This is a genomic window from Streptomyces sp. GLSS-08 (assembly GCF_056387915.1).
The window spans coordinates 44,796-65,407 of record NZ_JBWJAQ010000025.1 but is presented as its reverse complement, the minus strand read 5'-3'; the positions used below and the strand labels follow the sequence as shown (position 1 = coordinate 65,407).

The following is a 20,612-nucleotide window of genomic DNA, read 5'->3' as shown; positions in this document are numbered from 1 at the left end:
GGCGCTGCGCCCTGACCCGTGGTGCGCCCGTAGGGGGCGGCGGCGGGAGGCACGGGGCGCGGCGCCCCGACCCGGACCGACGGGCGGCTCAGTCGTCCAGGCCCTCGGCCGCGCGCTTCTCCCGCAGTTCCACGATCGCGCGGCGCCGGGCGAGCCGGTGCGTGCGGCGGATCTGCGCCTCCTGGCAGCGGCGCTCGTCGCGCTCGGTCTCCGGCAGCACGGGCGGCACCCGGCGCGGCTTGCCGTCGGCGTCGACGGCCGCGAAGACGAGGTAGGCCGAGCCGACCTGGGTGGCCGGGGTGGACTCGTTCCAGCGCTCGGCCAGGACGCGCACGCCGACCTCCATGGAGGTCCGGCCGGTCCAGTTCACCTGGGCCTTCACATGGACGAGGTCGCCCACCCGGACCGGCTCCAGGAAGGCCATCTCGTCCATGGAGGCGGTGACGGCGGGACCGCCGGAGTGCCGTCCGGCCACCGCGCCGGCGGCGTCGTCGACCAGTTTCATGATCACCCCGCCGTGCACCGTGCCCAACAGGTTGGTGTCGGCGTGGGTCATGATGTGGCTGAGCGTCGTCCGGGACGCCGATGTCGGCTTTCCCGGGATGCCGTCCGGAGCGTCGGATTCCGGAGCGAGGACCTGATCTGTCATGGCCTCCACCTTAAGCCGGTCCGATTTGTGTCAGCTTGGCAACAGCCCTGATCCTATTTTCCTCCGAACCTTGTAAGGCACCTGGTCCGGCACTGCACACTGGTCGGCATGAACGATTGGCCCGATGGGCGCTCCGACGACAACCGCAGCAACCGGTACGGCGGCGGCAGCGCGAGCGCCCAGCCCGAGAGCGCGCGCGTGATGCGCCAGGTCCGGCGTCCGGCGACGCCCGGTCCCGGCCGGTCCGCGCCGCCGTACGGCGGGGTGCCGCAGCAGCCCGCGTACGTCGACGGACAGGGGCACGACCAGGGGCCGGACCACGACAGCGGCTACAACACGGGGCATGTCTACGGGGCACCGGGCGGCGGTGGCCCGGGGGGCCGCGGGAGCCGGGGTCCGCGCTCCGCGCCGGACTGGCGGCGGCGGATCAAGTGGACCGCGCTGACGCTGGTCACGCTGCTGGTCGCGGTGTCCGTCGGCACGTACTTCTGGGCCGACTCCAAGCTCAACCGTGAGGTCGACCTCTCCAAGGTGATCGACCGGCCGGAGGCGGGCGAGGGCACGAACTACCTGATCGTCGGCTCCGACAGCCGCGCCGGGATGTCCAGCGAGGAGAAGAAGAAGCTGCACACCGGGTCCGCGGAGGGCAAGCGCACGGACTCGATGATGATCCTGCACACCGGTGGCGGCGGCTCCACGCTGGTCTCGCTGCCCCGCGACTCCGACGTCGAGATCCCGACCTTCACCGGATCCGAGTCCGGCAAGACGTACAAGGGCACGGGCCGGCACGTGAAGCTGAACGCGGCCTACGCCGAGGACGGGCCGGAACTGCTGGTGCGCACGGTCGAGTTCAACACCGGCCTGCACATCGACCACTACGTGGAGATCGGCTTCGCGGGCTTCGCGGGCATCGTCGACTCGGTCGGCGGCGTGGAGATCGAGATCCCCAAGGGCGGCATGAAGGACACCAAGTCCGGCGCCGACTTCGAGGCGGGCAAGCAGACGCTCGACGGCCAGCAGGCCCTGGCCTTCGTCCGCACCCGGTACGCGCTCGCCGGCAGCGACCTGGACCGTACGAAGAACCAGCAGAAGTTCCTCTCGGCGCTGGCCAACCAGGTCGCCACCCCGAGCACGATCCTGAACCCCTTCAAGCTCTACCCGACGATGAGCTCGGGCCTGGACACCCTGATCGTCGACAAGGACATGGGCCTGTTCGACCTCGGCGACATGTTCTGGGCCATGAAGAGCGTCAGCGGCGGTGACGGCACGTCCATGAACATGCCGATCTCGGGTTCCACGGGCGGCAACCTCGTCTGGGACAAGGCCAAGGTCAAGACCCTGGTGAACGAGCTGAAGAACGACGAGAAGGTGACAGTCTCGGGCAAGTGAGCCCCGCCCCACCCACCCCACGCGAAGGGCCCCGCCGATGCGACCGGCGGGGCCCTTCGTGTGCGGGACGGGGTTACGGCAGGTTCCTCGCCATCACGATCCGCTGGACCTGGTTCGTGCCTTCATAAATCTGCGTGATCTTCGCGTCGCGCATCATGCGCTCGACCGGGTAGTCGCGGGTGTAGCCGTAGCCGCCGAGGAGCTGGACGGCGTCCGTGGTGACCTCCATGGCGACGTCGGAGGCGAAGCACTTGGCGGCGGCGCCCTGGAAGGTCAGGTCCTTGTCGCCGCGCTCGGACTTGGCGGCGGCCGCGTACGTGAGCTGACGGGCGGCCTCGATCTTCATGGCCATGTCGGCGAGCATGAACTGGATGCCCTGGAAGTCGGCGATCGGCTTGCCGAACTGCTTGCGCTCCTGGACGTAGCCCTTGGCGTAGTCCAGGGCGCCCTGGGCGATGCCGAGGGCCTGCGCGGCGATGGTGATGCGGGTGTGGTCCAGGGTCTTCATCGCCGTGGCGAAGCCGGTGCCCTCCTCGCCGATCATGCGGTCCGCGGGGATGCGCACGTTGTCGAGGTAGACCTCGCGGGTCGGGGAGCCCTTGATGCCGAGCTTCCGCTCCGGGGCGCCGAAGGAGACGCCCTCGTCGGACTTCTCGACGACGAAGGCGCTGATGCCCTTCGAACGCTTGGCGGGGTCGGTCACCGCCATGACCGTGTAGTACTCGGAGACGCCCGCGTTGGTGATCCAGCGCTTCACGCCGTTGAGGACGTAGTGGTCGCCGTCGCGGACGGCCTTGGTCTTCATGCCAGCGGCGTCCGAACCGGCGTCCGGCTCGGAGAGGCAGTACGAGAACATGCCCTCGCCCTTGGCGAGCGGGGTCATGTACCGCTTCTTCAGGTCCTCGGAGCCGGAGAGGATGACCGGGAGCGAGCCCAGCTTGTTCACCGCGGGGATCAGCGAGGAGCTGGCGCACACCCGCGCCACCTCCTCGATCACGATGACCGTGGCGAGCGCGTCCGCGCCCGCGCCGCCGTACTCCTCGGGCACGTGCACCGCGTGGAGGTCGTTGGCGGTAAGCGCGTCGAGGGCCTCCTGGGGGAATCGGGCTTCCTCGTCGACCGCGGCGGCGTACGGCGCGATCTTCGCCTCGGCCAGCGCACGGATCGCGTCCCGGAGCATGTCGTGCTCCTCGGACGGGCGGTACAGGTCGAAATCAGCCGGTCCGGCCAAGGTCTCTCACGCTCCAAGGATGCTAATTACCGTTAAGTAACCCGAATTTTAGGGGTCTGCCCGCGCGAGTGATACGTGAGGTTGGCGACAGGGGGAAGTTGCCCGGTGAGGGGCCCCGTCACGCCCCGACTATGCTCGGGCCCGCACTGCCGAACGAAGTCCGCCTGGAAGCACGGGAGCACCGCATGGCCCTCAAGATCACCGTGATCGGCACCGGCTATCTCGGCGCCACGCACGCCGCGGCCATGGCCGAACTCGGCTACGAGGTCCTGGGTCTCGACGTGGTGCCCGAGAAGATCGAGATGCTCCAGCGGGGCGAGGTCCCGATGTACGAGCCCGGTCTCGAGGAACTGCTGCACCGGCACGTCGCGGGCATCGAGGGGTCGAGCGGGCGGCTGCGCTTCACGATGGACTGGGCGGAGGTCGCCGCGTTCGGCGACGTGCACTTCGTCTGCGTGAACACCCCGCAGAAGCACGGCGAGTACGCCTGCGACATGTCGTACGTCGACGCGGCCTTCGAGTCGCTGGCCCCGCATCTGCACGGCCCCGCGCTGGTCGTCGGCAAGTCGACCGTGCCGGTGGGCTCCGCGGCCCGGCTGGCGGCCCGGCTGGCGGAGCTGGCCCCGGCCGGCGAGGACGCCGAGCTGGCCTGGAACCCCGAGTTCCTGCGTGAGGGCTTCGCCGTGCAGGACACCCTGCACCCGGACCGGATCGTGGTCGGCGTCCGCAGCGAGCGCGCCGAGAAGCTGCTGCGCGAGGTCTACACGACGCCCGTGGCCGAGGGTTCGCCGTTCGTGGTGACCGACTTCCCGACCGCCGAGCTGGTGAAGACCTCGGCGAACTCCTTCCTCGCCACCAAGATCTCCTTCATCAACGCCATGGCCGAGGTCTGCGAGGCCGCCGACGGCGATGTCGCCAAGCTGGCCGAGGCCATCGGGCACGACGACCGGATCGGGAAGAAGTTCCTGCGGGCCGGGATCGGCTTCGGCGGCGGCTGTCTGCCGAAGGACATCCGCGCCTTCATGGCCCGCGCCGGTGAGCTGGGGGCCGACCAGGCCCTGACCTTCCTGCGCGAGATCGACTCCATCAACATGCGCCAGCGCGGCCAGATGGTGGAGCTGGCACGGGAGGCGCTCGGCGGGGGGTCCTTCCTCGGCAAGCGGGTCGGCGTGCTCGGCGCGACGTTCAAGCCCGACTCCGACGACGTACGGGACTCACCCGCGCTGAACGTCGCCGGGCAGATCCACCTCCAGGGCGGACAGGTCACCGTCTACGACCCGAAGGGCATGGCCAACGCCCGCCGGCTCTTCCCGACGCTCGGTTACGCCGACTCCGCGGTCGAGGCGGTGCGCGGCGCCGACGTCGTCCTGCACCTGACCGAGTGGCGGGAGTTCCGCGAGCTGGACCCGGCGGTACTGGGCGAGGCGGTCACCGCCCGCGTGGTCCTCGACGGCCGCAACGCCCTCGACCCTGAGCTGTGGCGCCGGGCGGGCTGGACGTACCGGGCGATGGGCCGCCCCACCGCGTAGACACGCACCCGGACCTCTCACGAAGGACGCCGGTCCGGCCGAGGCTCAGTCGGCCGGACCGGCGTCCTCCCGTATTCTCCACGGCCGCGCGGCCGGGCGTGGCCACAAGCCGCTACTTCGCGCGGTAGCGGCGCATCTTCGCGCGGGCGCCGCAGACCGACATCGTGCACCAGCGGCCCCGGCAGGCCGGGCTGCGGTCGTAATACGCCCAGTGGCAGGCCGGCGCCTCGCAGGCCTTCAGACGCGGCCAGGTGCCGTCGACGAGCGCCTGGGCGATCGCCGCGGCCACCCGGGAGGCGAGCGGCGCCGGTTCGGCGGCGGTGAGCGTCGCGGCGCCGTCGTGGCCGTCCACGCTCACCACCAGGGGCGCCCGGGCCAGCAGCCGGCCGAGCGGGGTCACGTCGCGGTGCGGCGGATGGCCGGCGTGGGCCAGGCACACCGCGCGCAGCGACTCGCGCAGTTCGCGGGCCGCCGGCACGTCCGGCGCCCCGAGCCCGAACGGCGTCCGCCCCTCGGCCGTGTCCAGCAGGTCGGCGCCCGACTCGATGTCCAGCGTGTTCACCAGTGCCTGGACCAGGGCCAGGGCGCCGGGTGCGGGCGCGCGGTCATTCATGGTTGCGACGTTACCTCTCGTGCGGGAGCATGCAGTGACCGTTACTGGATACTTGATTCTACTGGTAACCAGATTCCGCAGGTGACGTAGGAGGAAGCATGGCTCTCGCCGAACTCGGTGCCGTCGTCCTGGACTGTCCCGACCCGCGTGCCCTCGCCGGGTTCTACGCCGAGGTGCTCGGCGGGACGGTCGAGGGCGAGGGCGACTGGGTCGACCTGTTGGTGCCCGGCGGACCGTCGCTGGCGTTCCAGGCCGCTCCCGGGTACGTACCGCCGAGGTGGCCCGCCGCCGAGGACTCGCAGCAGTTCCACCTGGACCTGACCGTCGGCGACCTGGACGCGGCCGAGAAGGGCGTGCTGGCGCTCGGCGCGAAGCCGCTGGACACCGAGGACCGCTCGCGCGGCTTCCGCGTGTACGCCGACCCCGCGGGGCACCCGTTCTGTCTGTGCGCCTGCTGACCGAGGAGGATGTCATGGCACCCGCCGCACGCATGCGATCCGTCGTGCTCGACTGCCCCGAACCACGCGCCCTCGCCGAGTTCTACGCCGGTGTCCTGGGCGGCGAGATCAGCCAGGAGGACGAGACCTGGGCCACGCTGGAGGCGCCCGGCGGTCATCGGATCGCCTTCCAGCGGGCGCCGGGCCACACGCCGCCGGACTGGCCGCGGGCGGACGGCAACTCGCAGCAGCTGCACCTGGACCTCGACGCGGGCAGCACGCAGGAGGCGCTGGAGAGGGCCGGGGAGAGGGTCCTCGCGCTGGGCGCCCGTCCCCTCGACGTGGACGACGACGGGGGCAAGCGCGACTTCCGGGTGTACGCCGATCCGGCGGGGCATCCGTTCTGCCTCTGCCGGATCGGCCCCACGTGACCGGCCCCCCGCGGGCGGCGCTCAGCTGTCCAGGTCGGAGATCTTCACGGTGGACGGCTCGCGCCGCGCCTGTGCGGCGCGGGCCGTGAAGTCCGCGTTGCGCAGCACGCGCTGGACGTTGCCCCAGGTGAGCAGGGCCACGTCGGACTCGGGCCAGCCCCGGTCCAGCAGTTCCGCGATCAGCCGCGGGTAGCACGAGGTGTCGGCGAGGTCCCGCGGGTGCGCGGCTCCCGAGTCGTAGGTCCCGGAGAGGCCGACGCACTCGGGGCCCGCGACCGCGCGCACGTGGTCGAGGTGGTCGGCGACGTCCCCGACGGAGGGCCCCGTCTGCTCGGCCGTCAGCGGCACCAGGCACAGCCCGTGGGCGGCGCCCAGCTCGGCGAGCACGTCGTCGGGCAGGTTCGCCGGGTGGGGGCGCAGCGTCCGGGCCGCGGACCGGACGAAGACCAGCGGGGCCTTGGAGACGGCGAGGGTGCGGCGGACGGTGGCGTCGGAGGCGCCGGAGAGGTCCGGGAGCACGCCGAGCCGGTTCATCTCGCGGACCACCTCCTCGCCGAACCGGGTCAGGCCCGTCTCGCCGGCCCAGGACGTGCCGGAGAGCGTGAGGAAGCGCAGCCCCAGCGCGCGCAGCGCACGCAGAATGCCCAGGGAGTCGCCGATGGCGGGGGCTCCGGCGGGGCCGAGCAGCACGGCGATGCGGCCGCAGAGGCGGGCGTCGGTGATCTGGCCCGCGCTGTACGCGAGCCGCAGGCCCTCCGGGTGGCCCTGGACGACCGTCTTCACCAGGTCCAGCTGGTCCAGGGTCGCCCCGACGGCCCGGTCACCGGTGAGCCCCTCCGGCAGGTGCAGCGACCAGAACAGCGCGCCCACGTGTCCCGCGCGCAGCCGCGGCACGTCGGTGTCGAGGGCGCTCTCCCCCAGCTCCAGGTCGTACCAGTGCAGGTGGCGCAGCGCCCAGGGCAGGCCGGTGTAGCCGTCGGCGACGGGGTGTTCGGTGAGCAGTGCGTGGGCGCGTTCCAGCGTTTCGGAGGAGGCGGCCGCCTCCTCCGTGCGGAGCTCCGGTCCGGTTCCGGTCCCGGGGCGTGCGGCGGTCCGGTCGAGTCCGCCCACCTCGGCGGTGAAGTGCAGGTCGTCCTGGAGGTCTGCCATGGCCGGCTCCGTACGTCAGCGTGATCGCAGTACGGTCACCGTCGCACGGGGGCCGGTGGGCTTCCTGGTGGACGGGGCGTTCGGGGGTACGGCGCGGCACGGCGGGCGGGGTACCGCGGGGCACGACGGGGTACGTCCCCCCGCCGTGCCCCGTCCGTCCCGGCGCTCAGCCGTCCAGCTGCTCCAGGGTGGCGTTCGACGGCGCGCGGCTCGCCCGGAGGTCGCGGGCCACGTCCTCGGCTGCGCCCAGCACGCGTACCGCGTTCTGCCAGGTCAGCTTGGCGAGGTCGGCGCGGGACCAGCCGCGGTCCAGCAGTTCCGCGACGAGGTTCGGGTAACCGGAGACGTCGTCGAGGCCCTGCGGGGTGAACGCCGTGCCGTCGTAGTCGCCGCCGATGCCGAGGTGGTCGACGCCGGCGACCTCGCGCATGTGGTCCAGGTGGTCGGCGACGGTGGAGACGGTCGCGACGGGCCGCGGGGCCGTCTCCTCGAAGGAGCGGTGGACCTTCATCGCCTCGGGGGTGGTGTCGAGGTGGTGGAAGCCGTGCGCGCGCATGTTGTCGTCCGCCGCGGCCGTCCAGTCGACGGCCGCCTGGAGGACGAACTTGGGCACGAACGTCACCATCGCCACTCCCCCGTTGGCGGGCAGCCGCTCCAGGACGTCGTCCGGGATGTTGCGCGGGTGGTCGCACACCGCCCGCGCGGAGGAGTGGGAGAAGATCACGGGCGCGGCGCTGGTGTCGAGCGCGTCCCGCATCGTCGTGGCCGCCACGTGCGAGAGGTCCACGAGCATGCCCTCGCGGTTCATCTCCCGGACGACCTCGCGGCCGAAGGCCGACAGGCCGCCCACGGCCGGCTCGTCCGTCGCCGAGTCCGCCCACGCGATGTTGTCGTTGTGCGTGAGCGTCATGTAGCGGACGCCCAGCGCGTACAACCCCCGCAGCGCGGCGAGGGAGTTGTCGATGGAGTGCCCGCCCTCGGCGCCCATCAGCGAGGCGATACGGCCTTCCGCGCGCGCCGCCTCCATGTCCGCGGCGGTCAGCGCGGCGCGCAGGTCCCGCGGGTGACGGGCGATCAACTGCCGTACGCAGTCGATCTGTTCGAGCGTCGCCGTCAGCGCGCCCGGCAGGTCCGAGCGCACGTACACCGACCAGTACTGCGCGCCGACGCCGCCCGCGCGCAGCCGCGCCAGGTCGGTGTGCAGGTGGGCGCTCTGGTCGGCGGCCAGGTCACGGGCGCCGAGGTCGTAGCGGACCTGCTCGCGCAGCGCCCAGGGGAGGTCGTTGTGCCCGTCGACCACGGGGAAGTCGGCGAGCAGTTCGCGCGCGAGGTCCGGGGCGGACATCGGCGTCACTTCCCGAAGCCGAAGCCGCTGCCCGCGCCCTCGACCTTGGTGCGCAGCCGCTTGCCCTTCTCGGTGGCCTGGTCGTTGAGCTCCTGCTGGAACTCCCGCATCCGGACGAGGAGTTCCTCGTCGTGCGCGGCGAGCATGCGGGCGGCCAGCAGGCCGGCGTTGCGCGCGCCGCCCACGGAGACGGTGGCTACGGGCACGCCGGCCGGCATCTGCACGATGGACAGCAGTGAGTCCATGCCGTCGAGGTACTTGAGCGGCACGGGCACGCCGATGACGGGCAGCGGGGTGACCGAGGCGAGCATGCCGGGCAGGTGGGCGGCGCCGCCCGCGCCCGCGATGATCGCCTTGAGGCCGCGCTCGGCGGCGTGCTCCCCGTACGCGATCATCTCGCGCGGCATCCGGTGCGCGGAGACGACGTCCACCTCGTAGGGGATCTCGAACTCGTCGAGGGCCTGGGCGGCGGCCTCCATGACGGGCCAGTCGGAGTCGGACCCCATGACGATGCCGACGACGGGCGACTGCGCGGACGTGCTCATTCGGTGATCGTGCCTCTCAGATATCCGGCTGCGTGCCGGGCGCGATCGAGGACGTCGTCCAGGTCGTCGCCGTAGGTGTTGACGTGGCCGACCTTGCGTCCGGGCTTCACGTCCTTGCCGTACATGTGGATCTTGAGCTTGGGGTCGCGGGCCATGCAGTGCAGATACGCGGAGTACATGTCGGGGTAGTCGCCGCCGAGGACGTTCACCATGACGGTCCAGGGGGCGCGGGGGCGCGGGTCGCCGAGGGGCAGGTCGAGGACCGCGCGGACGTGGTTGGCGAACTGGGAGGTGATCGCGCCGTCCTGGGTCCAGTGGCCCGAGTTGTGCGGGCGCATCGCCAGTTCGTTGACGAGGATGCGGCCGTCGCGGGTCTCGAAGAGCTCCACGGCGAGGTGTCCGACGACGCCGAGCTGCTGGGCGATGCGCAGGGCCAGTTCCTCGGCCTCGAGCGCCAGCGACTCCGGGATGCCGGGCGCGGGCGCGATCACCGTGTCGCAGACGCCGTCCACCTGCTGGGACTCGACGACGGGGTAGGCGACCGCCTGCCCGTGCGGTGAGCGGACCACGTTGGCGGCGAGCTCGCGGACGAAGTCGACCTTCTCCTCGGCGAGGACCGGCACACCGGCCTGGAAGGGGGCGGCGGCCTCCTCCGCGGAGCGGACGAACCAGACCCCCTTGCCGTCGTAGCCGCCGCGGACGGTCTTGAGGATCACGGGGAATCCGTCGCCCTCGGCCGCGAACGCGGCGACGTCGTCGATGTCGCGCACGATCCGGTGCCGGGGGCACGGCACACCGATCTCGTCGAGCTTCGCGCGCATCACGCCCTTGTCCTGGGCGTGCACGAGCGCGTCGGGGCCCGGCCGGACGGGGATGCCGTCCGCCTCCAGGGCCCGCAGATGCTCGGTGGGTACATGTTCGTGATCGAAGGTGATCACGTCGCAGCCCCGCGCGAAGTCACGCAGCGTGTCGAGGTCGCGGTAGTCGCCTACGACGACATCACCGACCACCTGCGCCGCTGAATCCTGCGGGGTGTCACTGAGGAGCTTGAACCTGATGCCGAGCGGGATGCCCGCCTCGTGTGTCATACGAGCGAGCTGCCCCCCGCCGACCATGCCGACTACCGGGAACGTCACCCCCCAAGAGTATCGGCCACGCGGCGGCGGCCGGATTCCGTCCCCCCGGCCCCGCTCCGGGTGGGCCCCGGCGCCCGTCTTCACACGCGTGTCCGCCCGTACGCGGGCGTCGCGGCGGGCCGCTGGTTAGCATGGCTTGGTTGACGCAACCGACCTACGCATCCGACCGACGGGGGATGGCGACACGATGGGCAGTGGTTCCACGGACGTGCGCGCGCCCCGCAGTGCGGTGCGCGAGCGGTTCGACCGGCTACTCCGCGAGGTCGCGAAGTTCGGGGCCGTGGGCGCCCTGGGCACCGTGGTCAACTTCGCCGTGTCCAACCTGCTGTGGCACACCACGGACCTGCAGGCCGTGCGGGCGAACGTGATCGCCACGGTCGTCGCCATCGGCTGCAACTACGTGGGGTTCCGTTACTTCACGTACCGCGACCGCGACAAGAGCGCCAGGACCAAGGAGCTGTCGCTCTTCCTGGCCTTCAGCATGGTGGGCCTGGTCATCGAGAACGGCGTGCTCTACGCGGCGATCTACGGCTTCGGCTGGGACAGCCCGGTGCAGCGCAACGTCTTCAAGGTCCTCGGCATCGGCATCGCGACGATGTTCCGCTTCTGGTCGTACCGCACCATGGTGTTCCGCTCGCTGCCGGACAGCGGGACCGTGGCGGACGCGGAGCCGTTCCTCGGACCCCGGCCGGAACAGGCCGGGCGGCCCACCCAGCGCGTGCCCTGATCCGGCCCGTGCCGCGGGCCGCCGTCCGTCACCGGACCGTGGGCTCCTCCTCCCCCTCCGCGGGACGCCTCAGCGGCGTACGCGACAGGAAGAGGCCGAAGACCGGGGGGTTGGCCTGGAGCATCTCCAGCCGGCCGCCGTCGGCCTCCGCCAGGTCGCGGGCGACCGCCAGGCCGATGCCCGTGGAGTTGCGGCCGCTGATCGTGCGCTCGAAGATGCGGGCGCCGAGGTCCGCGGGGACACCCGGCCCCTCGTCCGTGATCTCGACGACGGCCTGGTTGCCGGTGACGCGGGTGCGCAGGGCGACGGTGCCGCCGCCGTGCATGAGGGAGTTCTCGATGAGGGCGGCGAGGACCTGGGCGACCGCGCCCGGGGTGCCCACCGCCCGCAGGTGCCGTTTCCCGGAGCTGACGATGGCGCGGCCCGCGCTGCGGTAGGCGGGCCGCCACTCGGCGAGCTGCTGGAGGATGACCTCGTCGAGGTCGAAGGAGACCGCGGAGCCGGTGCGCGGGTCGCGGGAGTTGGTGAGCAGCCGTTCCACGACGTCCGTGAGCCGCTCGACCTGGGTCAGCGCGATCGTCGCCTCTTCCTTCACGGTGTCCGGGTCGTCCGTGAGGGTGATCTCCTCCAGCCGCATGGACAGCGCAGTCAGGGGGGTGCGGAGCTGGTGGGAGGCGTCGGCGGCCAGCCTGCGCTCGGCGGTGAGCATGCGGGCGATCCGCTCGGCGGAGGAGTCCAGCACGTCGGCGACGCGGTCCAGCTCCGGAACGCCGTAGCGCTTGTGGCGGGGGCGGGGGTCGCCGGAACCGAGCCGTTCCGCGGTCTCCGCGAGGTCGGTGAGCGGGGAGGCGAGCCGGTTCGCCTGCCGTACGGCGAGCAGGACGGCGGCGATCACGGCGAGCAGCGCGACCGCCGCGATGATCAGGAGCGTCCGGCCGACCTCGCGGGTCACCGAGGAGCGCGGTTCCTCGACCGTGACCGTCTCGCCCTGCTCGCCGGTCGCCCTGGAGCGGATGACGTCGCCGGTGGGCGCGGTGCCGATCTCGATGGGCGGCCGCCCGGGGACGCGGATCACGGCGTAGCGGCCCTCGGCGACCTGGTCCCTGAGAATGACGCCGCTGATCCGCTCGTCCCCGAGGATCCGGCTGTCCACGATGCTGGCGAGCCGCAGGGCCTCGGAGTCGACGCGTTCCTGGGCGCTGTTGCTGATCGTCCGGGTCTCGACGAGGACGAGGGACACGCCGAAGACGGCGATCACCACGAGCACGACGGCGAGCGTGGACTGGATGAGTCGTCGGCGCATGACCTGTCACCTGGAAGGAACGGGGGCTGGGTCCGCTGCCCGGACGGGCTGGGTCCGCTGCCCGGACGGGCTGGGTCCGCTGCCCGGAGGGGCTGGGTCCCCTCGTCAGGGCGGACCGGGTCCCCTCGCACGGACGAGGGGGGGGTCAGCTCTTCTCGAAGCGGAAGCCCACGCCCCGGACCGTCGCGATGTAGCGGGGGTTCGCCGCGTCGTCCCCGAGCTTCTTGCGCAGCCAGGAGATGTGCATGTCGAGGGTCTTGGTGGAGGACCACCAGGTGGTGTCCCAGACCTCGCGCATCAGCTGGTCACGGGTGACGACCCGGCCCGCGTCCCGGACGAGGACCCGCAGCAGGTCGAACTCCTTGGCGGTGAGCTGCAGTTCCTCGTCGCCCATCCAGGCGCGGTGCGACTCGACGTCGATCCGCACGCCGTGGGTGGCGGGCGGCTGCTGCGGCTCCGCGGAGCCGCGCCGCAGCAGGGCCCGGACCCGGGCGAGCAGTTCGGCCAGCCGGAACGGCTTGGTGACGTAGTCGTCGGCGCCCGCGTCCAGGCCGACGACGGTGTCCACCTCGTCGGCACGCGCGGTCAGGATGAGGATCGGGATGGCGTGGCCTTCGGCACGCAGCCGCCTGGCCACCTCCAGGCCGTCCATGCCGGGCAGTCCGAGGTCCAGCACGACCAGGTCGATGCCGCCCTGGATGCCGGCGTCGAGCGCGGTGGGGCCGTCCTCGCGCACTTCCACCTCGTACCCCTCCCGGCGCAGGGCGCGGGCCAGCGGCTCCGAGATGGACGCGTCGTCCTCGGCGAGCAGTACACGGGTCATGGCCTGATGGTAGTCCGCCCCGGAGGAGAGCCGGGGCGTGATCGGCAGCCGTGCTTGCCGCCGCCGTCCGGCCGTGTCGTGGCAGGCGCCCCGAGGCGGGCCCACGGAGCGCCGTGACGTACGTCACCTGCGGCTGTGGGATGCGATCGTTGCGTAGACCTTCGAATAAACGCCGACGGTTGCATTCTCACCTGTGATCCATGTCTCAAGTCCTTCCATATACCGCATTCACCTGTCGTATGGTGACCAGACGCCTGTAGCACCACACGGGGACCTTTGGCGCGAGATGGATGCTGAAGGTCTCTTTTGTGTGCGGGCTGGTGTTCGCCAGCCTTGAAAGGAATGACCTGTGGCCGGGCCCCGAGCGCACCGACGCGCGTAGGGGCGTGGATCCCGGTGGTCGTCGTCCACCGCTTCGTGACCCGGAGCGGACTCCCCTGGGCGTAGGGGCGGACGGTCGAGTCCCGCCGGTGCCGGCCGCCCCCCACCGGGCGCGCACCCGCCCCCTGGTCCCCGGCTCCGCCGGGCCGGGGGACCCCCCGTGCGGCACGCCCCGACCAGCAAGGAACGACCATGGCGTCCAGCCTGACGAAGGACTCGGTCACTCCGGGCACCCCCGGTTCCGAGAAGTCCTTCTTCGGCCACCCCCGCGGACTGGCCACCCTCTTCATGACCGAGATGTGGGAGCGTTTCTCCTACTACGGCATGAGGGCACTGCTCCCGCTGTACCTCGTCGCTCCGGGCGGCCTGCACCTCAGCGCGGCGACCGCGACCGCGATCTACTCGGTCTACCTGTCCCTCGTGTACCTGCTCGCCCTGCCGGGCGGCTGGTTCGCCGACCGCGTGCTCGGCCCCCGCAAGACCGTCGCCCTGGCCGGCGGGATCATCATGCTCGGCCACCTCACCCTGGCCCTGCCGACCTCCGGCACCTTCTACGCCGGGCTCGGGCTGGTCGCGATCGGCTCCGGTCTGCTGAAGGCCAACATCTCCACGATGGTCGGCCACCTCTACGACGGCCCGGACGACCCGCGCCGCGACGGTGGCTTCACCCTCTTCTACGTCGGCATCAACCTCGGTGCCTTCGCCGCGCCGCTGATCATCGGCACCGTCGGTGAGAACGTCAACTGGCACCTGGGCTTCGCGCTCGCCGCGCTCGGCATGGCGCTGGGGCTGGTGCAGTTCCTGCTCGGCGGCCGTCACCTGAGCAAGCGTTCCGACGTCGTCCCGACGCGGCTGTCCGCCGAGGAGAAGGCGGCCACGCTGCGCAAGGCCGCGCTGTGGGCGGGCGTCGCCGTGGTCTTCTACGCCGTCGTCGGCTTCACCGGCCACTACACGCTGAACTGGCTGCTGGTCCCGATCACGCTCGCCGGTCTGCTGATTCCGGTCATGGTCATCGCCCGCATCAAGCGCGACAAGGAACTCGACCGCGCCGAGCAGTCGAAGATGTCCGCGTACATCTGGTTCTTCGTCGCCGCGGCCGTCTTCTGGATGATCTACGACCAGGGCGGTTCGACCCTGTCGCTGTTCGCGGACAACTCGGCGGAGAACAGCGTCTTCGGCTGGGACTTCCCGGTCTCCTGGTACCAGTCGGTCAACCCCGTCATGATCATGGCTCTCGCGCCGGTGTTCGCCTGGCTGTGGCTGGCGCTGAACCGGCGCGGCAAGGAGCCGGGCACCGCGGTGAAGTTCGCCGCGGGCCTGATCCTGGTCGGCGCGTCCTTCTTCCTCTTCCTGGCTCCGCTGACGATCGCCGAGGGCGGTCACAAGGCGGCCGCGATGTGGCTGGTCGCGATCTACTTCGTGCAGACCGTCGGTGAGCTGACGGTCTCCCCCGTCGGCCTCTCCCTGACGACGAAGATGGCGCCCGCGAAGTACGCCTCGCAGATGATGGGTGTCTGGTTCCTGGCCGTCACCGCGGGAGACGCCACGACCAGCCTGCTCTCCATCGCCGGGGTCGACCTGAACAAGACGGGCATCGTCACCCTGGAGGCCACGCTCGCCGTGGTCGCCGGATTCGCGGTGTGGATGTACCGCAAGAAGGTCAAGCAGCTGATGGGCGACGTCCGCTGACGGGCTCCCGCTCCGTGCTGTGACGTGAACGGCGGAGGGCCGCCGCACCGTTGAGGTGCGGCGGCCCTCCGCCGTGTGCGGGTCCTTCCTCGCAGGTGCCGGGGCGGGTCAGCGCGTCCGCCGGTGGGGCATGAAAGTGAGGACCGCCCCGCCGAGCAGGGTCACCGTCCCCGCGACCAGTCCGAGGGCCCGCAGGGCGCTGTGGCTCCCGGCGCCCGTCTCCGCGAGGCCGCCGGACGCCGTGCCGCCCGCCGCCGAACCGCCGGACGCCGTGCCCCCGGACCCGGAGGAGCCGCCGCCCGAGGCGCCGCTCGCCTGCTCCGTGGTGTCGAGGGTCAGCGAGACGGCCGTCGTGGTCGGCGTGCACGTCGTCGTCGTGCCGAGGGCCCGCACGGTCAGCACGCCCGGCGAGAGGGTCGACTTCCCGCTCGCGCCCGGCTTGTACGTACCGGTGAGGTCGGGGATCTCGATCGGGGCGCCCGACTTGATCGGCGCGGAGTTGGCCGGACCCTCGACGTGGACGGTGCCCTTGTCCGCGCCGCCCAGGACGACCTCCATCGACGGCGTCACCGAGTCCGCGGGGATGTCGGCCGGGCTGTCCATCACGGACTTCCCGAACCGGACGGTGAGGTCGAAGCTCCCGCCGTTCCTCTTCGCGTCGATCTGCACGGGCGACGTGGCGGCCTTGTCACCGATGGGCGTCTTGCAGGCGTAGGAGACGGACACCTCCTTGCCGGGGAAGTCGCTCTGCCCGCCGCCTCCCGAGGAACCGCCCGTGCCGCTGCCGCCGGTGCCGCCGGGGTCGCTCGCAGTGGCCGACGGCGTCGTGGGCGGTGTCGCCGTGGGCCCGCCGTCCGTCGTACCGCCCGAACTCGCGCCGCCCGGCGTCACCTTGATGGTGGCCGCGGACTTCACCGTCTCCTTCGGCGAGCACTTCGTGTCGGTGGACAGCGGCTTGCTGACGTTGATGGCGTACGCGTCCGGTGTCAGCGTCACCTCGCCCGCGGCCGTCAGCTTCAGCCTGCCGGTCATGTCCGGCAGCTTCATGTCACTGTTCTTCGGGATCGGCGGGTTGCTGCGCGGCCCCTCCATCGCGACGGCCGCCGTCTGCGCCCCCGCCGCCCTGAGCGTGCCGGTCGGCTTGACCGTGTCCTTGTCCAGGTCGAGGACGTCCGGGTTCTTCGACGCGGCCTGGACGAACTTCCAGGTGATCGTCACCTCGTCGCCGACCTTCGCCTCGGCCGGTGCCGTGATCTCCGCCCTCGTGGTGCCCTGGACCGGGGGCAGTCCCGAGATCGCGGGCGGGATGCACTCGGTCGCGTACGCCACCTCGGCGGCCTGGGCCGGGGCCGCGGCCACGCCCAGCAGCATGCCCGCGCCGCCCAGCATCAGCGCGGCCCCGGCCACGCCGGCTCTCCGTCTCTGGCTCACGTGTTCCCTCTCCTCGTCGGAGTCGTCGGACCGTTCTTGTGCGGTGCGGAGAGCCGGCCGGCCGCGGAGGTCCCCGGATCGCTGTCCGGTGTGAACCACGGCAGGACCGGGGTGCTCGTGCGCTTCGGCGGCGCCTTCGGGGACCGCGGCCGGGCATGGGCCGACCTCGGGGCGCGCGGGGCCGGCCGGGGCAGCCGCAGCCCGCTGTGCCGGCCGGCCCGTCCGAAGGGCCCGCGCGGCCGCACCCGGTCCACCACGGCCATGCCGGCCCGGAACACGGCGCCCGGCACGACGACGCACACCAGGATCCAGAACAGGGTCACGCCCCAGGGACGGCCGACGCCCCACGGCTGCTCGGCCAGTACCTTCCCGCCGTACTTCAGGGAGACCGTGTAGTCGCCGTGCGCCCCGGCCGCGAGCTCCACCGGCAGGGAGACGCGGGCCTTTCGGCCCGGCGCGATCGTGCCGCGCCACTGCTGCTCCTCCCACCGCGGCGCGAACACGCCGTGGGCGGTGCCGACCTGGAAGACGGGGTTCTTCACCGCGGACGTGCCGGTGTTGCCGACCGTGAACACGAACCTGCGCGCGGGCGGCGAGCCGAACCAGGTCAGCAGGGTGCCGGAACCGTCGAGCCGGGTGTCCGTCAGCACGGAGAGGCGCCCGCCGGTCTCCTCCCTCGGCAGCGGCTCCACCGAGTGCCCCGCGACCATGAACAGGGCGTCCGCCGCGGCCTTCCTGCCCGCGACCGTCGCGACGTGCACCACGCACGGGCAGGGCCTGGGCGGTTCGGCGACGGGCAGCTTGCGGGTGAAGCGGCCCCGGGCATCCGTGGTGACGGCCCGTCCGTCCCCGTTGGCACAGGAGTCGGTGCCGCCGACGACGCCGCGGGACGGCACCGAGCGGCCGCAGATCAGGATCGTCAGCAGCCGCTTCGCGCCCCAGCCGCTGCCGGTGACGGTGATGGAACCGCCCGTCCCCGCCTGGGACTTGGACAGCCGGACCACCGGCCGGTCCGCCGCGACCGCGACCGGGCCGGACAGGGGCACCGCGACCGCGACCGGGCCGGACAGGGGCATCAGGACGAGCACGAGGGCGGCCAGCAGCGCCCACATCCGCACCTTCACCTCACCTCACCGCTCCCGTCGACTCGGCCTGTGTGCTCCCCGCTGCGGACGCCTCGCCCTCCCGCCCGCGCCGCCGGTGCCGTCGCAGGGCGAAGGCGGCGCCGAGGACACCGGCGCCGGCCTCAGCGGCGCGCCGCCGTCTGGTGCCTGCGGGTCAGCCACAGCGTGCCGGCCGCGCCCGCGAGCAGGACGGTGCCGCCGAGCGTGCCGAGGGCGACGGCGGAGTCCTCGGGGCCGGTCTGCGGGAGTTCGGCCCCGGAGCCGGAGCCGGTCCGCTTCTGGCCGGTGGGTGACCCGCCGCCGCCCGCCGCCGTGACGTCGAGGGTCAGCGAGGGCCTGGGGTTGTTCCCCGGGGTGCACGTCGTCGTCGTACCGAGTGCCTCGATGGTGAGCACGCCCGCGGTGAAGGTGACCTTGCCGGTCTTCTTCGGGGTGTACGTGCCCGACAGGTCGGTGATCCGGATGGGGGTGTTGGCGGGGATGGCGGCCGGGTTGGCGGGACCCTTCACCGCCACCGTGCCGCTGTCGGCGCCGCCCAGCTTGATGACGGCGCTGGGGTTCATGGCGCCCTTGCCCAGCTCCACGGGGCTGGAGGAGACGCCCTTCCGGAAGGACATCGTCAGCTTGTAGCCGCTGCCGCTCCTGACGCTCTTGATGTCGATGGGCGAGACGGCGCTCTTGTCGCCGATCGGCGTCTTGCACTGGTAGTTGACGTCCACCACGTCGGCCTGGGCGGCGGGGGCGGCCATCAGCACCGCCGAGCCGGCCAGGGCCGCGGTGAACGCGAGCGCGGCGGTCCGTTTCTGGTACGTCCGGTAGGACACCTCGAGTCCCCTCGTCGCCGGATTTACTGACGGCACATCAGATTGGGCGCTCAAAGTACGCCCGGGACCTTGCGGAGGGAAGACACAGTGCGCCCCGGATCCGAGGAGATCCGAGGCGCGGGGAACGGTACGGGAGGGGAACCGCGAACCGCGGGTAACCCGAGGTGGGACCGGCGGACGCGCACGGGCCGCCCGACGGGCGCGCTCGCGGGCGGGGCGGGGTCCGTACCCTCGACCGGCCGGGGTCTGTACCCGCCGGGGGGCCGCGCCTGGCCGGGTCTGTACCCGCAGGGGTCCCGCGGGTTGGCCGGGGTCGTACCCGCGGGGGTCCCGCGGGCTGGTCGATGGGACCGCTTACGGGGAGGGGCGGCCGATGGGCCCGCTCACGCGGGCGGTGCCACGGGTCGGTCGACGGGCCCGCTCACGCGGGTGACCCCATGGGCCGGCCGATGAGCCTGCTCACGCGGGCGGTCCCAGCGGGTCCGTTGACGAACCCGCCGGCGCGGGCGGCATCGCCGACGGGCGGAGGCCTACGCGGGTGCGCCCAGCTCCGCCCAGACGGTCTTGCCCTCGACGCCGGGGTGCCGGACGACCCCCCAGTCCAGACACAGCCGCTGAACGATGAACATGCCGTGCCCGCCGGGACGCCCCGCGCGGTGCGGTGTACGCGGGGCGGGCTGGCCGGCGCCGCGGTCGGAGACCTCGATGCGCAGCACCTTGTTGTCGCAGGCGATCAGGAGCTGGTCCGGCCCCTCGGCGTGCAGGCAGGCGTTGGTCACCAGCTCGGAGACGACCAGCAGGACGTCCTCGGCGGCGGCCCGCTGCTCGGCGGCGTCGGCCGGCAGCCAGCCCCAGGCGTAGAGCGCCTGACGCGCGAAATCGCGGGCCAGCGGCACGACGCCGCTCTCGCCCTCGAAATCCAGCGTGCGGGCCCCACCGCCGGCGGAGGGCACGGCCGCGCCCGATTCGGACGCCCCGGAAGCGCCGCCTGTGCCCGACTCCGGGCCGCGGTCGCCCGGCGGGTAAGGCCGGGTGGTGCTCATCAGCGCTTCACCTCACCGATTCACCAGTTCATGATTGAAGACTCAGTACATTTGGATCTGTGGCGCAGGCGCCGGTTGAGCTGCCGAGCTGTGCGGTGCCGACTCGTTCAGGATGTCTCCTGCCCGAGCGAACCGTTGGAACACCCACTTATTTCGACAAGGAACGTGTGACCCGGACAACGCGTCGGTCACACGGGGCTCCCTGAAGGTATGTGGTGGGCGAAGGCACGGCCTGCCTACTCGGCCAGTGCCGCGTCCAGCGTCTCGTGGACGGTGAAGACGGCCTCCGCCCCGGTGATCTCGAACACCCTTGCCACCACTGGCAGCATGCCCGCCAGATGGACCCCGCCGCCTGCCTCCTCGGCCTTCAGCCGAGCGCCGAGCAGCACGTTGAGCCCGGTGGAGTCGCAGAACTCCAGGCGCGAGCAGTCCACCACCAGCCGGGCGAAGCCCTTGGCGAGGCACTCCTCGAGTGGCTCGCGCAGCAGATCGGCGGTGTGGTGATCCAACTCACCAGCCGGGGTCACGACAGCGCTCGTGCCCTCTTCTCGCACTTCGACAAGAAGTCGGCCCGACTGTGCGCTGCCGACCGTCCCGCGGTCCATGCCGTCTCTCTCCCGACCGTCGTTGCTGTTGACCGATGCTCACGAACCCTACGCCCTCCCTGCGCACCTTGGCACCCGAACAACCCCGCCAAAATGGACATTTCGCAAGGAAGGGCACTTGCGGTGGTGTCCCGAAACCGGGTAGGGCTATGAGGGACACCCAATCGACACGGCCGGCTTTGGAGGCGCCGCACACCGCAGTGCACGT

At 72.0% G+C, this 20,612-nt stretch carries 20 protein-coding genes; 6 read left to right on the top strand and 14 right to left on the bottom strand.

Going from position 1 to position 20,612, the window contains the following annotated elements:
• Positions 1 to 88: 88 nt before the first annotated feature.
• Complete coding sequence (locus tag AC0ZLC_RS30615) at positions 89 to 649, bottom strand: acyl-CoA thioesterase (protein WP_476755188.1); 561 nt, start codon at positions 647 to 649, stop codon at positions 89 to 91.
• Positions 650 to 757: 108 nt separating this feature from the next.
• Between AC0ZLC_RS30615 and AC0ZLC_RS30610 the strand changes: the two genes are divergently transcribed.
• Positions 758 to 2,038 (top strand): LCP family protein, encoded by a 1,281-nt coding sequence (locus AC0ZLC_RS30610; RefSeq protein ID WP_476755187.1) that lies wholly within the window; start codon positions 758 to 760, stop codon positions 2,036 to 2,038.
• Positions 2,039 to 2,111: 73 nt separating this feature from the next.
• On the opposite strand, the gene AC0ZLC_RS30605 is transcribed toward AC0ZLC_RS30610, so the two are convergent.
• Complete coding sequence (locus tag AC0ZLC_RS30605) at positions 2,112 to 3,269, bottom strand: acyl-CoA dehydrogenase (protein ID WP_476755186.1); 1,158 nt, start codon at positions 3,267 to 3,269, stop codon at positions 2,112 to 2,114.
• 185 nt (positions 3,270 to 3,454) lie between these two features.
• Between AC0ZLC_RS30605 and AC0ZLC_RS30600 the strand changes: the two genes are divergently transcribed.
• A complete protein-coding gene (locus tag AC0ZLC_RS30600) occupies positions 3,455 to 4,798 on the top strand; it encodes a UDP-glucose dehydrogenase family protein (RefSeq protein ID WP_476755185.1) in 1,344 nt (447 codons plus the stop codon).
• Between the two features lie 112 nt (positions 4,799 to 4,910).
• Here the strand turns inward: AC0ZLC_RS30600 and AC0ZLC_RS30595 are convergent, their stop codons facing one another.
• Entirely contained in the window at positions 4,911 to 5,411 is a 501-nt protein-coding gene (locus tag AC0ZLC_RS30595; protein WP_476755184.1) for a CGNR zinc finger domain-containing protein, read from the bottom strand.
• Positions 5,412 to 5,509: 98 nt separating this feature from the next.
• On the opposite strand from AC0ZLC_RS30595, the gene AC0ZLC_RS30590 reads away from it, so the two are divergent.
• Positions 5,510 to 5,869: a VOC family protein gene (locus AC0ZLC_RS30590; RefSeq protein ID WP_476755183.1), complete on the top strand. Its 360-nt coding sequence runs from the start codon at positions 5,510 to 5,512 to the stop codon at positions 5,867 to 5,869.
• A gap of 14 nt (positions 5,870 to 5,883) precedes the next feature.
• Entirely contained in the window at positions 5,884 to 6,279 is a 396-nt protein-coding gene (locus tag AC0ZLC_RS30585; RefSeq protein ID WP_476755182.1) for a VOC family protein, read from the top strand.
• A 21-nt stretch (positions 6,280 to 6,300) separates the two neighbouring features.
• Here the strand turns inward: AC0ZLC_RS30585 and AC0ZLC_RS30580 are convergent, their stop codons facing one another.
• The 4 genes from AC0ZLC_RS30580 to AC0ZLC_RS30565 all read right to left on the bottom strand — a co-directional run bounded on the left by AC0ZLC_RS30580 (position 6,301) and on the right by AC0ZLC_RS30565 (position 10,454).
• Positions 6,301 to 7,428 (bottom strand): dipeptidase, encoded by a 1,128-nt coding sequence (locus tag AC0ZLC_RS30580; RefSeq protein ID WP_476755181.1) that lies wholly within the window; start codon positions 7,426 to 7,428, stop codon positions 6,301 to 6,303.
• A gap of 166 nt (positions 7,429 to 7,594) precedes the next feature.
• The gene (locus AC0ZLC_RS30575; RefSeq protein ID WP_476755180.1) at positions 7,595 to 8,773 is read right to left on the bottom strand and encodes a dipeptidase; all 1,179 of its coding nucleotides are present in this window, start codon (positions 8,771 to 8,773) and stop codon (positions 7,595 to 7,597) included.
• A gap of 5 nt (positions 8,774 to 8,778) precedes the next feature.
• Entirely contained in the window at positions 8,779 to 9,318 is a 540-nt protein-coding gene (gene purE / locus AC0ZLC_RS30570) for a 5-(carboxyamino)imidazole ribonucleotide mutase (protein WP_476755179.1), read from the bottom strand.
• Positions 9,315 to 10,454: a 5-(carboxyamino)imidazole ribonucleotide synthase gene (locus tag AC0ZLC_RS30565; protein WP_476755178.1), complete on the bottom strand. Its 1,140-nt coding sequence runs from the start codon at positions 10,452 to 10,454 to the stop codon at positions 9,315 to 9,317. The genes purE and AC0ZLC_RS30565 overlap by 4 nt, the downstream gene beginning before the upstream one ends.
• 187 nt (positions 10,455 to 10,641) lie before the next feature.
• On the opposite strand from AC0ZLC_RS30565, the gene AC0ZLC_RS30560 reads away from it, so the two are divergent.
• Positions 10,642 to 11,181 carry a GtrA family protein gene (locus AC0ZLC_RS30560; RefSeq protein ID WP_476755177.1) on the top strand — a complete coding sequence of 180 codons (540 nt, stop codon included), beginning with the start codon at positions 10,642 to 10,644 and terminating at the stop codon, positions 11,179 to 11,181.
• A gap of 28 nt (positions 11,182 to 11,209) precedes the next feature.
• Here AC0ZLC_RS30560 and AC0ZLC_RS30555 read toward each other — a convergent pair whose 3' ends face one another.
• Together AC0ZLC_RS30555 and AC0ZLC_RS30550 are read right to left on the bottom strand one after the other, a co-directional pair.
• Positions 11,210 to 12,484 carry an ATP-binding protein gene (locus tag AC0ZLC_RS30555; protein WP_476755176.1) on the bottom strand — a complete coding sequence of 425 codons (1,275 nt, stop codon included), beginning with the start codon at positions 12,482 to 12,484 and terminating at the stop codon, positions 11,210 to 11,212.
• Positions 12,485 to 12,629: 145 nt separating this feature from the next.
• Positions 12,630 to 13,307 (bottom strand): response regulator transcription factor, encoded by a 678-nt coding sequence (locus AC0ZLC_RS30550; RefSeq protein WP_358855789.1) that lies wholly within the window; start codon positions 13,305 to 13,307, stop codon positions 12,630 to 12,632.
• A gap of 573 nt (positions 13,308 to 13,880) precedes the next feature.
• Here AC0ZLC_RS30550 and AC0ZLC_RS30545 point away from each other — a divergent pair.
• A complete protein-coding gene (locus tag AC0ZLC_RS30545; protein WP_476755175.1) occupies positions 13,881 to 15,377 on the top strand; it encodes an oligopeptide:H+ symporter in 1,497 nt (498 codons plus the stop codon).
• Between the two features lie 108 nt (positions 15,378 to 15,485).
• Here AC0ZLC_RS30545 and AC0ZLC_RS30540 read toward each other — a convergent pair whose 3' ends face one another.
• The 5 genes from AC0ZLC_RS30540 to AC0ZLC_RS30520 all read right to left on the bottom strand — a co-directional run bounded on the left by AC0ZLC_RS30540 (position 15,486) and on the right by AC0ZLC_RS30520 (position 20,404).
• Positions 15,486 to 16,766 (bottom strand): hypothetical protein, encoded by a 1,281-nt coding sequence (locus AC0ZLC_RS30540; protein ID WP_476755213.1) that lies wholly within the window; start codon positions 16,764 to 16,766, stop codon positions 15,486 to 15,488.
• A gap of 38 nt (positions 16,767 to 16,804) precedes the next feature.
• On the bottom strand, positions 16,805 to 17,920 hold the full coding sequence (locus tag AC0ZLC_RS30535) for a hypothetical protein (protein ID WP_476755212.1): 1,116 nt from the start codon (positions 17,918 to 17,920) through the stop codon (positions 16,805 to 16,807).
• A 134-nt stretch (positions 17,921 to 18,054) separates the two neighbouring features.
• Positions 18,055 to 18,756: an LPXTG cell wall anchor domain-containing protein gene (locus AC0ZLC_RS30530; protein WP_476755174.1), complete on the bottom strand. Its 702-nt coding sequence runs from the start codon at positions 18,754 to 18,756 to the stop codon at positions 18,055 to 18,057.
• A 530-nt stretch (positions 18,757 to 19,286) separates the two neighbouring features.
• Positions 19,287 to 19,799: an ATP-binding protein gene (locus AC0ZLC_RS30525; RefSeq protein WP_476755173.1), complete on the bottom strand. Its 513-nt coding sequence runs from the start codon at positions 19,797 to 19,799 to the stop codon at positions 19,287 to 19,289.
• 236 nt (positions 19,800 to 20,035) lie between these two features.
• The gene (locus AC0ZLC_RS30520) at positions 20,036 to 20,404 is read right to left on the bottom strand and encodes an STAS domain-containing protein (protein WP_358855793.1); all 369 of its coding nucleotides are present in this window, start codon (positions 20,402 to 20,404) and stop codon (positions 20,036 to 20,038) included.
• Between the last annotated feature and the right edge of the window lie 208 nt (positions 20,405 to 20,612).

Bases quoted from the DNA above. Each gene is read 5' to 3' on its own strand.
- AC0ZLC_RS30615 (WP_476755188.1), bottom strand. From the start codon at position 649: ATGACAGATCAGGTCCTCGCTCCGGAATCCGACGCTCCGGACGGCATC.
- AC0ZLC_RS30610 (WP_476755187.1), top strand. From the start codon at position 758: ATGAACGATTGGCCCGATGGGCGCTCCGACGACAACCGCAGCAACCGG.
- AC0ZLC_RS30600 (WP_476755185.1), top strand. From the start codon at position 3,455: ATGGCCCTCAAGATCACCGTGATCGGCACCGGCTATCTCGGCGCCACG.
- AC0ZLC_RS30595 (WP_476755184.1), bottom strand. From the start codon at position 5,411: ATGAATGACCGCGCGCCCGCACCCGGCGCCCTGGCCCTGGTCCAGGCA.
- AC0ZLC_RS30590 (WP_476755183.1), top strand. From the start codon at position 5,510: ATGGCTCTCGCCGAACTCGGTGCCGTCGTCCTGGACTGTCCCGACCCG.
- AC0ZLC_RS30585 (WP_476755182.1), top strand. From the start codon at position 5,884: ATGGCACCCGCCGCACGCATGCGATCCGTCGTGCTCGACTGCCCCGAA.
- AC0ZLC_RS30580 (WP_476755181.1), bottom strand. From the start codon at position 7,428: ATGGCAGACCTCCAGGACGACCTGCACTTCACCGCCGAGGTGGGCGGA.
- AC0ZLC_RS30575 (WP_476755180.1), bottom strand. From the start codon at position 8,773: ATGTCCGCCCCGGACCTCGCGCGCGAACTGCTCGCCGACTTCCCCGTG.
- purE (WP_476755179.1), bottom strand. From the start codon at position 9,318: ATGAGCACGTCCGCGCAGTCGCCCGTCGTCGGCATCGTCATGGGGTCC.
- AC0ZLC_RS30560 (WP_476755177.1), top strand. From the start codon at position 10,642: ATGGGCAGTGGTTCCACGGACGTGCGCGCGCCCCGCAGTGCGGTGCGC.
- AC0ZLC_RS30555 (WP_476755176.1), bottom strand. From the start codon at position 12,484: ATGCGCCGACGACTCATCCAGTCCACGCTCGCCGTCGTGCTCGTGGTG.
- AC0ZLC_RS30550 (WP_358855789.1), bottom strand. From the start codon at position 13,307: ATGACCCGTGTACTGCTCGCCGAGGACGACGCGTCCATCTCGGAGCCG.
- AC0ZLC_RS30545 (WP_476755175.1), top strand. From the start codon at position 13,881: ATGGCGTCCAGCCTGACGAAGGACTCGGTCACTCCGGGCACCCCCGGT.
- AC0ZLC_RS30540 (WP_476755213.1), bottom strand. From the start codon at position 16,766: ATGCTGGGCGGCGCGGGCATGCTGCTGGGCGTGGCCGCGGCCCCGGCC.
- AC0ZLC_RS30535 (WP_476755212.1), bottom strand. From the start codon at position 17,920: ATGTGGGCGCTGCTGGCCGCCCTCGTGCTCGTCCTGATGCCCCTGTCC.
- AC0ZLC_RS30525 (WP_476755173.1), bottom strand. From the start codon at position 19,799: ATGAGCACCACCCGGCCTTACCCGCCGGGCGACCGCGGCCCGGAGTCG.
- AC0ZLC_RS30520 (WP_358855793.1), bottom strand. From the start codon at position 20,404: ATGGACCGCGGGACGGTCGGCAGCGCACAGTCGGGCCGACTTCTTGTC.